10 protein-coding genes are annotated in these 9,679 nt (G+C 42.8%); 6 read left to right on the top strand and 4 right to left on the bottom strand.

Going from position 1 to position 9,679, the window contains the following annotated elements:
- The first annotated feature begins 419 nt into the window (after nt 1-419).
- From JMF81_RS08795 to larA, 3 genes are all read left to right on the top strand, one after another.
- Nucleotides 420-701, top strand: coding sequence for a hypothetical protein (locus tag JMF81_RS08795; RefSeq protein ID WP_201311088.1), 282 nt, complete (start codon nt 420-422; stop codon nt 699-701).
- Nucleotides 702-1,019: 318 nt separating this feature from the next.
- On the top strand, nt 1,020-2,576 hold the full coding sequence (locus tag JMF81_RS08790) for an L-lactate permease (RefSeq protein ID WP_330597516.1): 1,557 nt from the start codon (nt 1,020-1,022) through the stop codon (nt 2,574-2,576).
- Between the two features lie 24 nt (nt 2,577-2,600).
- The gene (gene larA, locus JMF81_RS08785; RefSeq protein ID WP_201311087.1) at nt 2,601-3,884 is read left to right on the top strand and encodes a nickel-dependent lactate racemase; all 1,284 of its coding nucleotides are present in this window, start codon (nt 2,601-2,603) and stop codon (nt 3,882-3,884) included.
- Nucleotides 3,885-3,939: 55 nt separating this feature from the next.
- On the opposite strand, the gene JMF81_RS08780 is transcribed toward larA, so the two are convergent.
- The 4 genes from JMF81_RS08780 to JMF81_RS08765 are packed head-to-tail and all read right to left on the bottom strand — an operon-like array spanning nt 3,940 to nt 8,082.
- Complete coding sequence (locus JMF81_RS08780) at nt 3,940-4,818, bottom strand: DUF4340 domain-containing protein (protein WP_201311086.1); 879 nt, start codon at nt 4,816-4,818, stop codon at nt 3,940-3,942.
- A 10-nt stretch (nt 4,819-4,828) separates the two neighbouring features.
- Nucleotides 4,829-6,241, bottom strand: a complete 1,413-nt coding sequence (locus JMF81_RS08775) for a GldG family protein (RefSeq protein WP_201311085.1) — start codon at nt 6,239-6,241, stop codon at nt 4,829-4,831.
- 12 nt (nt 6,242-6,253) lie between these two features.
- Nucleotides 6,254-7,120: an ABC transporter permease gene (locus JMF81_RS08770; RefSeq protein WP_201311084.1), complete on the bottom strand. Its 867-nt coding sequence runs from the start codon at nt 7,118-7,120 to the stop codon at nt 6,254-6,256.
- On the bottom strand, nt 7,117-8,082 hold the full coding sequence (locus JMF81_RS08765; protein WP_201311083.1) for an ABC transporter ATP-binding protein: 966 nt from the start codon (nt 8,080-8,082) through the stop codon (nt 7,117-7,119). Before JMF81_RS08765 ends, JMF81_RS08770 begins: the two co-directional genes overlap by 4 nt.
- Before the next feature lie 224 nt (nt 8,083-8,306).
- Between JMF81_RS08765 and JMF81_RS08760 the strand changes: the two genes are divergently transcribed.
- From JMF81_RS08760 to JMF81_RS08750, 3 genes are all read left to right on the top strand, one after another.
- A complete protein-coding gene (locus JMF81_RS08760; protein ID WP_201311082.1) occupies nt 8,307-8,849 on the top strand; it encodes an NADH peroxidase in 543 nt (180 codons plus the stop codon).
- A gap of 49 nt (nt 8,850-8,898) precedes the next feature.
- Nucleotides 8,899-9,225 (top strand): hypothetical protein, encoded by a 327-nt coding sequence (locus JMF81_RS08755; RefSeq protein ID WP_201311081.1) that lies wholly within the window; start codon nt 8,899-8,901, stop codon nt 9,223-9,225.
- A gap of 266 nt (nt 9,226-9,491) precedes the next feature.
- The coding region (locus JMF81_RS08750; protein ID WP_201311080.1) for a hypothetical protein at nt 9,492-9,679 on the top strand (188 nt) is incomplete at its 3' end.

The raw sequence follows: 9,679 nt of genomic DNA, 5'->3' as shown, positions 1-9,679 counted from the left end.
AAGAAAGAACCTCCCAGGAGAAATAAATCAGTAAAAGGAGGAGAAATCTTTGAGGGAAAGTCCTCTCAGAATATAAAAAACAGAGAGAGGAGGAGAAACCTCAGGGACGACCACCTCCCAGGAGTGAAAAAAGGAAAAAAGGAGGACAGATCCCGGATAAACTGAACCCTATAAAGTGGACACAGCAAAAAACGATCTGGGATGCTTTTGGGAATCCCGTCCCACACCGTGGACACAATGGATTTAAAAAATGGATGGTAAGAGAATGAAATTTGGATGAACGAATATTTGGACTATGATTTGTAAATACTGTTAAAATATATAATTATATGATATTATATAACTTATAAAGCGTATGTGGAGGAGGGATAGGTATGAGTTCAAATTAGAAGTTCGCAGCGAACTTCAGGAAAGTGAAAGTGCATCAGGGATTTGATATTTCAGAATATCAGAAGCTTCGGACCTTTTTAGAGCAGCATGGAATCAAGTATTGGAATTATGTTATTGATACGGCAAGTCAGGCTGACTTTCCTAAAATAATGTATTTTTTTACACCGGTACTGTTTCTTGCACCCAGGGCTTTTAAAGGCAGCAGAGGGATTCCGGCAGATCAGCTAAAGACATATCTGATTTATGTGAAGCAAAAAGATGAGGAAAAAGTAAAAGACTATAGAAAGAACGCAGATATACAGAACAAATAAGTATTGAGCAGAAAGACAAACCGGGAAAGGATTTGATTTGTATACTCAGGAACAGATTCAGAAGCCAGGAAGAAGGGTGTTGCGCCGCAGCGGATCCGCTGCAGTGCAACACCCTTCTTTGCTGTAAACAGCAAACTAAAAATTGTGCAAATTATACAAAAAATGAAAAGAAAAATAGATAATAAGTGGAAATTATACGAAATAACTTGACTTTTACACAGATTGGTCCTACCATAGAAATATAAATTGGTAGAACCAATCTGTGCGCATAAGAAGTGGTGGGAACTGAAAACTGAATATGGAATAAAGGAGGAGCGTGTGACACTGTTTGTGAATTTTATTTTAGCAATGCTTCCAATCATCTGGCTGATCATTGCTTTGTGCGGAATGAAAATGACCGGATATAAAGCCTGCATCATAGCATTGATCATTGCGGCGGCGGAAGCCTTGTTTCTCTGGAAACAGGAAGCTGTTGATGTGGCAACAGGCGGATTAGAAGGATTTGCAATGGCTCTCTGGCCGATCTGCCTTGTGATCATTGCAGCAGTTTTTACTTATAATCTGGTTGTGTATACAAAAAATATGGAAGTCATCAAAAGAATGCTTGTCTCTGTATCAAAAGATAAACGGATTCTGATGCTGATCATTGCCTGGGGCTTTGGAGGATTTATGGAAGGAATGGCAGGATTCGGAACCGCAGTGGCCATTCCGGCGGGAATTTTGTGCGGCCTTGGATTTGAGCCGATCTTTGCGGCAACCGTCTGTCTCATTGCGGATACAACGCCGGTGGCATTTGGATCCATCGGGATTCCTACGGTAACGGCAGCCGATATTACAGGGGTCAGCCAGCATGACACAGCGTCTTTTGTTGTACTGCAGCTTGCGCTGATGGCAGTTGTCGTTCCTTTCCTGATCGTATGGATTACAGGAAAACGGGACGGGGCGAAAGGACTCAAAGATTACAAAGGAATCCTGTTTATTACCCTGATGTCAGGAATATCTTTTGTGCTGCCTCAGTATCTGACCGCAAAGTATATTGGTGCGGAACTTCCGGCTGTGATCGGATCTGTCTGCAGCATGGCGGTGACCATTCTTCTGGCAAAATTTTTAAGAAGAGAGAAAGAAACAAAATTTGACCTGGAATTGTCACAGGAAGAAAGTGAGCCGTTGTCTGTTAAGAGTGCCTTGACGGCCTGGAGTCCTTTTATTCTGGTCCTGTTTTTTCTGATTATGACGTCATCGATTTTCCCGGCAATTCATGATCCTCTTGCGGCAGTGAAATCAGATGTACAGATTTATACGGCGGAAGGAGCCAGTCCGTATACTTTCACATGGATCGCAACGCCAGGAGTGCTGATTTTTATTGCAGCATTGATCGGAGGATTGATTCAGAAATGTTCTCTGGCAGAAATGCTGAAGATTCTGATGGATACAGTAAAACAGATGTCGAAAACCATTATTACCATTATGGCGGTGCTTGGAACAGCAAAAATCATGGGGTACAGCGGAATGACTCAGTCCATAGCGGATTTTATTGTAGGGGTCACGGGAGCATTCTACCCGATTGTTGCGCCGCTGATCGGATCCATCGGAACATTTGTTACAGGAAGTTCGACTTCCAGCAGTGTTCTGTTCTCAAGTCTGCAGAAAAGCACGGCAGAAACTTTAAATATGAATCCTCTCTGGCTGATTGCGGCTAATACGGTGGGAAGTACCGCGGGCAAAATAATTTCGCCTCAAAGCATTGCGGTAGCAACAGCAGCGACTGCAACTGTAGGAAAAGAAAGTGTGATTCTGACGAAGGTTATGAAGTATTTTGTTTTGTTCGTTGCAGTTTATGGTGCAGTTGCCTTGTTAGGAGCAGGATTTGTCTGATGTAAAAGAGGGAAGGAGAGAGAGATGACAAAAATAGAGCTGCCATTTGGAAAAGGAAAAATAGAAGCGCAGATACCGGAAGAAAGGATTCAGGGAATTCTGGTTTCCGGTGCACATTCCTATCATCCGGAATACAGTGAAACAGAACTTGTGGAAGAAGCAGTGACACATCCTGTTGGAAGTAAGCGGCTGAAGGATCTGGCAAGAGGGAAGAAAAATATTGTAATGATTGCCAGTGATCATACAAGACCGGTTCCGAGCAAGGTGATCATGCCTGTCATCCTAAAGGAAATTAAAGAGGGCAGTCCGGATGCGGTGGTTACGGTTTTGATTGCCACAGGATTTCACAGACCGACCACAAAGGAAGAGTTAATCTATAAATTCGGACAGGAGATTGTGGACAGGAAGGATATCCGGTTTGTTGTGCATGAGAGCGGGAAAGCCGAAGATATGGTCGAAATTGGCATTCTGCCATCCGGCGGCAGGCTTCGGATTAACCGGATTGCATATGAAGCGGATCTGCTGATTGCAGAAGGTTTTATTGAACCGCATTTCTTTGCGGGATTTTCCGGAGGCAGGAAAAGTGTGCTTCCGGGAGTGTCCAGCAGGGAAACGGTCATGGCAAACCATTGTTCGGAATTCATTGCGGATGAACATTCCAGAACAGGGATTCTGGAAGGAAACCCGATTCATAAGGATATGGTGTGGGCGGCAGAGAAAGCAAAACTTGCTTTTATCGTAAATGTGGTTCTGGATCAGGACAAGAAAGTCATCCGGGCGTTTGCGGGACATTTTGACAAGGCGCACAGAGAAGGGTGCAGATTTGTAAATCAGCTTTCCGGAGTGGATGCGGCGCCGGCTGATATTGTTATTTCGACCAATGGCGGATATCCGCTGGATCAGAATATATATCAGTCTGTGAAAGGAATGACAGCGGCGGAAGCTACCTGCCGTCCGGGAGGTGTTATTATCATGGTCTCAAGCTGTATGGACGGCCATGGAGGACAGGAACTGTATGATACTTTTGCCAATGAAAAGGATAAGGAAAAGATTATGGCAGGATTTCTGGCAACGGACAGAGATTCTACAGTGCCGGATCAGTGGGAATCCCAGATTTTATGCCGGATTCTGCTGAAATATAAGGTCATCATGGTGACTCAGGCACCTCAGAAAATGGTAGAAGAGATGCAGATGGATTATGCAGCAGATCTGCCAGAGGCACTTCGTATGGCAGATGCCTATTTAGGAAAGGAAAATGCTCCGATTACGGTGATACCAGATGGGGTATCCGTGATTGTAAGAAAATGAACAGACAGGATCCATCAAAAAGAGCCTTCCGGTTTTGTGCCGGAAGGCCTTATTTTTATGATGGATTTAAAATGTTTTTAATGACATCTGCGTCTCCCAGATATACCATGTCGGAATCAGAAAGCTTGACGTAATAATCTCCGGAGCTGTTTTTTGATCCGATACACAAGGTAATGGATTTTTTCTTGCTGCTGTCATCGGTATCTTTATAAGAAACTTTAACGGTAATCTGAGAATCTTTGTCCAGTCCATATTTGGAAAGATCGCTGTCAGACGCAGCATAATTTTCGCAGTCCCCTAATGTGAAGGTACCAAGACCTCCGGCAATGGAATCGATGTCATCATCGGATTTATAGGTTGTTTTCTTACCGTTCTGTGTGACAACAACTTTGGTAATGTTTCCGGAACTTAATGTCGGGAAAGTATCCTTTTGGATGAAATCGTCCAAAGTTGAGGAAAGGCTGGTGACCACGTCGGATGAAACAGTATAAATGGTTGACTTATCATCTACGGTCAGATAATAATTCTCACCGGCAGCATTTCCGATGTAAAAGGAAGTCTCAGTTCCATCTTTGTCTTTTACGGTAACGGTGTAAGACGGATTTTTCAGACCGTAGTCATCCAGACCATCGCCTTTCCCCAGTTTGCGGACAGCCTCCATCTTCTGGAAGGTTGATGCAAGTGTATTTAGAGTATCCTGTGCGATTGGATAATTTTTGTTGTCTGCGTAATACCAGGTGCCGTCTTCTTTTACGAATGACAGATCTTCCCCATTATTGTAGGAAATGGAGGTGAGAGAACTCAGTTTTTTTACAGTGATGGTATCATCTGAGTCGTCTGTCTGTCTGTTTTGGTAAATCCTGAGCCCGCCGTACAGCACGAGAAGTACGGCAAGGACGAGCACAAGAATAGATAATGTTCGTTTTTGTTTCATAAGGGCCTCCTTATCTTCTTCTGCGGCGGAACCATATAATAAATCCACCGGCAAGAAGAGCAAGCGGGATAACAAAGATAATCAAAATACTGAAGAATCCCGGATAAGCAATGCTGTTGTAGGTAACTTCCAGACTCTTGGAGGCGATGGAAATATTATCCGCATCATCCAGGCTGGATGTTACAGAATTCATGAACAATGTCAGATTCTCAAGGTTTGAGAAAGAAGAAGTCAGCTGTTCATCGATCAGCATATTGCTTCCATAAACGGTCAGACGGCTCTCAGTGTCTTCTTCATCGCCATCTTTATTTTTAACAGAGACTGTCTGTTCAGCGGTTGCTCCCAAAGTATAAGTGCCCTGTGTCTGGCCCTTTTCTGTAATATCATATCCGTTTTTGGATGTAGTCATAAAAGATTCTGTCGTGATGGAATCATCATCCGGATCAGACACGGTAAGTCCTTTTGAATTAACAAGAAGAACAGAATTTGACGTCATTCCGGAAGCCATATCACCGCTGGCAGTTACATTAGGAATCAGATAATAATAATTTCCCTGATAGCACCGTTCTGTATCGGCAATATATCCGTCTGATACCGTCATTCCGTAATCTTTCAGGAATCCGTAAAGATGACTCATGGATTTATCTGTATAAGCGAGGAGACAGATGATTTTTCCGCCGTTGTTCATATAGTTCTGAAGAACTTTAATTTCATCATCGGTCAGATCGCTGGTCGGGCCGTTCATGATCAGCAGATCACAGTCATCCGGAATTGAAGTAGAACTCAAAAGATTCAGCACTTCGGATGATACTCTGGATTTTTCCATTAAATCTGTAACAGAAGTGGACAAATCCGTCTCACCGTGACCAGTTGTGTAATAAGCTTTATATTCTTTAGAACTTGTAACATAGTTCAGCGCACTGGTCAGCTGTCCGTCTCCGTCAAAGGAAGTGGCAGCGCTTGTCGTTCCATAGTAAGATGAAGATCCCGCAAGGATATCATCAAAGGAAACGGTTGTCTGTCTGTCGGTTTTGGCACAGGATACGACGATGCTGTTTTCTTCTGCGCTGTATTTTGTCAGGGTAGAAGGATGCAGTACCGGATCAATCCATTCGACAGAAATTTTATCAGACTGGCCGGCATATTTACTGATGAAGTTTTTGATTCGGTCATCAGTTTCGCTTTTATCGGCCAGAACATAAAGCTTTATATCATAATCCAGATTTTTTACAAGCTTTTTGGTGGTTGAAGATATCTCATAAATACTGGTGTCGCTGATGTCGATCTGGCGGATGTTCTCCGGCAGCTGCCGTACAAACAGATTTAATACAAAGATGATTGCGATGACCACGGCAGTAACAGCGATACTGTAGGATCCCTTTTTCGTGTTTTTGGTTCGAAATAAATTTTTTAGTTTTTCCACGTCAATTTCCTCCTAACTCCATCGTCTCTTCTGGAATGTCTGTATGGTCAAGAAAACAAATAAGATGATAAGGGACAGATAGTAAAACAGTCCGCTGACATCAAAAATGTAATTCTGTGCAATATTGTAAAATACATCGGTTATAACAAAATTTTCCAGAACATTAATTACCAGATTTTCAAAGAGAGATGATTTTACAATATATACAGCAATGCAGGCGATCAGGCAGATAACTTCCAAGATGCCGGCAATGACCGGATTGCGCGTAATGTAATAAATCAAAGCACAGATCAGAGAGAAGAAGATGATCAAAATGATCAATCCACTGACAGCGCTGGATGGAATGTAGTCAATCAGGCTTCCAAGCATATACATGAAGAATAAAACCGCACATGTGCTGATAGCAGCAATGACTGGACTTTCAGTTAAAGATGACAGGAACATTCCTGCTGCAATAAATACACAGCCCAGCAGAAAAAACGCAAAGATGGAAGAATAGTCAACCAGCAGATAAGCGTTGCCCTGCAGTTTGATAATAAGGGGAAACAGACAGAAAATCAGGCATGGAATTGCGAAAATCGTAATCATTGCCAGATATTTGCCGAATACGATTTCAATCAGAGAAACCGGGGAAGTCAAAAGCAGCTGATCAGTTTTATTTTTTCGCTCTTCTGCAAAACATTTCATAGATAAAACAGGAACTGCAATCAGCAGAACAAAAATGACGCCTGACAGAGAATATGCAAAGTATGGATATCCACTGTACAGGTTGTATACCATAAAATAAACACCTCCAATGATTGTGATAAACGCAATAAAAGCGCATCCAATCATGGATGTGAAGTAGGAGCGGAGCTCTCTTTTATAAATCGCTTTCATCTTTTTGTCTCTCCTTCCTCATCTTTTTGACTGCTTTCTGTTAATTCAAGGAAAATATCTTCCAGAGTCGCTTTCAGAATATTGATTCTTGTGACAGGAATGCGCTCTGTCGCAAATGCAATAGAGATATCTTCACAAACTTCCTGGGCGGATTTTGAAGTATCAACCAGGAGATCACAGGAACCTGCTCCCTGGTTTCTCCAGGTTACATTCTGGATTCCATCAATCCTGTCCAGAACAGACTGGATGGTATCAGCGTCTGATTTTACAGTAAGTTCAATGGAATCTTTTCCATGAGATAATTCTTCTAATTCTTCCGGAGTACCGCTGCCCACAAGTTTTCCTTTGGAAATAATTAGGACATAGTCGCAGATTTCCTGTACTTCTGCAAGAATATGGGAACTTAGAATCACGGTATGATCTTTCGCAAGTTTTCGAATCAGCTGCCGGATTTCAATGATCTGCTTCGGATCCAGACCGACAGTAGGTTCATCTAAAATGATAATATCAGGAAATCCTAAAACTGCAGCGGCAAGGCCAGTACGCTGTTTGTAACCTTTTGAAAGATTTCGAATCAGACGATTGGAAACGTCATTCAGCTTGACAAGGGTACTTGCTTTGCGGACCTCTGCAGAACGTTTATCTTTTGGAATTTTCTTTAATTCTGCAACAAATTTGAGATATTCCATAACTGTCATATCCAGATACAGAGGAGGAATTTCCGGAAGATATCCGATAGACTTTTTGGCCTTTTCCGGTTCATCCAGGATACTATGTCCGTCAATCAGAACTTCTCCGCTTGTTGCGCTGATGTAGCCGGTCATAATATTCATTGTTGTTGATTTACCAGCGCCGTTGGGACCAAGAAAACCGTAAATTTGTCCTTTCTCAATTGTAAATGACAAATCATCCAAAGCGAGATGTTTGCCGTATTTTTTTGTAAGATGCTGTACTTCTATCAATTCGCTGCCTCCTTTCAATGGCACTTCCTTAACCTTAATAGAAAAAATAAATAAAACTGTGATAAAAGTATGTTGATTTTGTGAACATCAGAACGGAAAAGCAGAGAATTTTTTTAGAAAGTGATAAAAAGAGTTGACAACAATTCCAGGTGGTGATATATTATATGCATAAACAGTAATGATTACTGTTATTGAAATCAAAATAAAGCAAAGGAGATAGAATTATGAAGAAATGGGTTTGTACAGTATGCGGATATGTATATGAAGGAGAACAGCCGCCGGAGAAATGTCCACAGTGTGGAGTGCCAGCAGAGAAATTTAAAGAAATGGCTGGAGAAAGAGAATGGGTAGCAGAACATGTAGTAGGAGTAGCACAGGGAGTCAGCGAAGATATCTTAGCAGACTTAAGAGCAAACTTCGAAGGAGAATGTTCAGAAGTAGGAATGTATCTTGCAATGGCAAGAGTAGCACATAGAGAAGGATATCCAGAGATCGGATTATACTGGGAAAAAGCAGCGTATGAAGAAGCAGAACACGCAGCGAAATTCGCAGAGCTGTTAGGAGAAGTCGTAACAGACAGCACAAAGAAGAATCTGGAGATGAGAGTGGAAGCAGAAAACGGAGCAACAGCCGGAAAATTCGACTTAGCGAAGAGAGCAAAAGCAGCGAACTTAGATGCAATCCACGACACAGTACACGAAATGGCAAGAGACGAAGCTCGTCACGGAAAAGCCTTCGAAGGATTATTAAAGAGATACTTTGGCTAGACTACAAGCCATGCAAAATGGAAAGAACGAGAACAGGGAGCAAGCTAGCTTGCAGACCTGCTCTCGTTCTTTTTATTTTATACGGCGCCAGCCGTGCCAGCGAGCGAGAGCGAGACTGGCAGCATGGCTTGCAGTCTGGCCAGAAGGGATTTGGCGCCAGCCGTGCCAGCGAGCGAGAGCGAGACTGGCAGCATGGCTTGTAGTCTGGCCAGAAGGGATTTGGCGCCAGCCGTGCCAGCGAGCGAGAGCGAGACTGGCAGCATGGCTTGCAGTCTGGCCAGAAGGGATTTGGCGCCAGCCGTGCCAGCGAGCGAGAGCGAGACTGGCAGCATGGCTTGCAGTCTGGGGACAGAAGGGGGAGAGGCATCAGCCGTAAAGAAAGTTTTCAGAGGAGAAGCATCCTGGGATTAAAAAATGGATATATGGAGGATCAATCTTGGGAAGAAAAGCATCTTAGAGTGAAAAAACTCCAAATGAGAGGAGAAACTTCAGAAGAATTACCTCCTGAAATATAAAAAATAAATACAAGAGGATGGCTTTGAGAGAAAATTAGCTCCTGTGAGTCAAGAAGTTCAGATGGGAGGAGAGAAATTTAGAGAAGGAACCTCCTGCGAGTCAAGAAGCTCACATAGGAGGAAATAAGTGAGGAAAAGGAGCCTCTCATGGATCAAAAAACTTACACAGGAGGATATAATCGTGAAGAAAGAACCTCCCAGGAGAAATAAATCAGTAAAAGGAGGAGAAATCTTTGAGGGAAAGTCCTCTCAGAATATAAAAAACAGAGAGAGGAGGAGAAACCTCAGGGACGACCACCTCCCAGGAGTGAAAAA

Origin of the sequence: Anaerostipes butyraticus (assembly GCF_016586355.1) — a bacterium.
GTDB classification, from domain to species: Bacteria; Bacillota; Clostridia; order Lachnospirales; family Lachnospiraceae; genus Anaerostipes; species Anaerostipes butyraticus.
Note: the sequence above shows the minus strand (reverse complement) of the source record. Positions and strands in the feature narration are given on the sequence as shown.

Excerpts from the sequence above, each read along its gene's own strand:
- larA (WP_201311087.1), top strand. The coding sequence starts at position 2,601 with ATGACAAAAATAGAGCTGCCATTTGGAAAAGGAAAAATAGAAGCGCAG.
- JMF81_RS08780 (WP_201311086.1), bottom strand. The coding sequence starts at position 4,818 with ATGAAACAAAAACGAACATTATCTATTCTTGTGCTCGTCCTTGCCGTA.
- JMF81_RS08770 (WP_201311084.1), bottom strand. The coding sequence starts at position 7,120 with ATGAAAGCGATTTATAAAAGAGAGCTCCGCTCCTACTTCACATCCATG.
- JMF81_RS08760 (WP_201311082.1), top strand. The coding sequence starts at position 8,307 with ATGAAGAAATGGGTTTGTACAGTATGCGGATATGTATATGAAGGAGAA.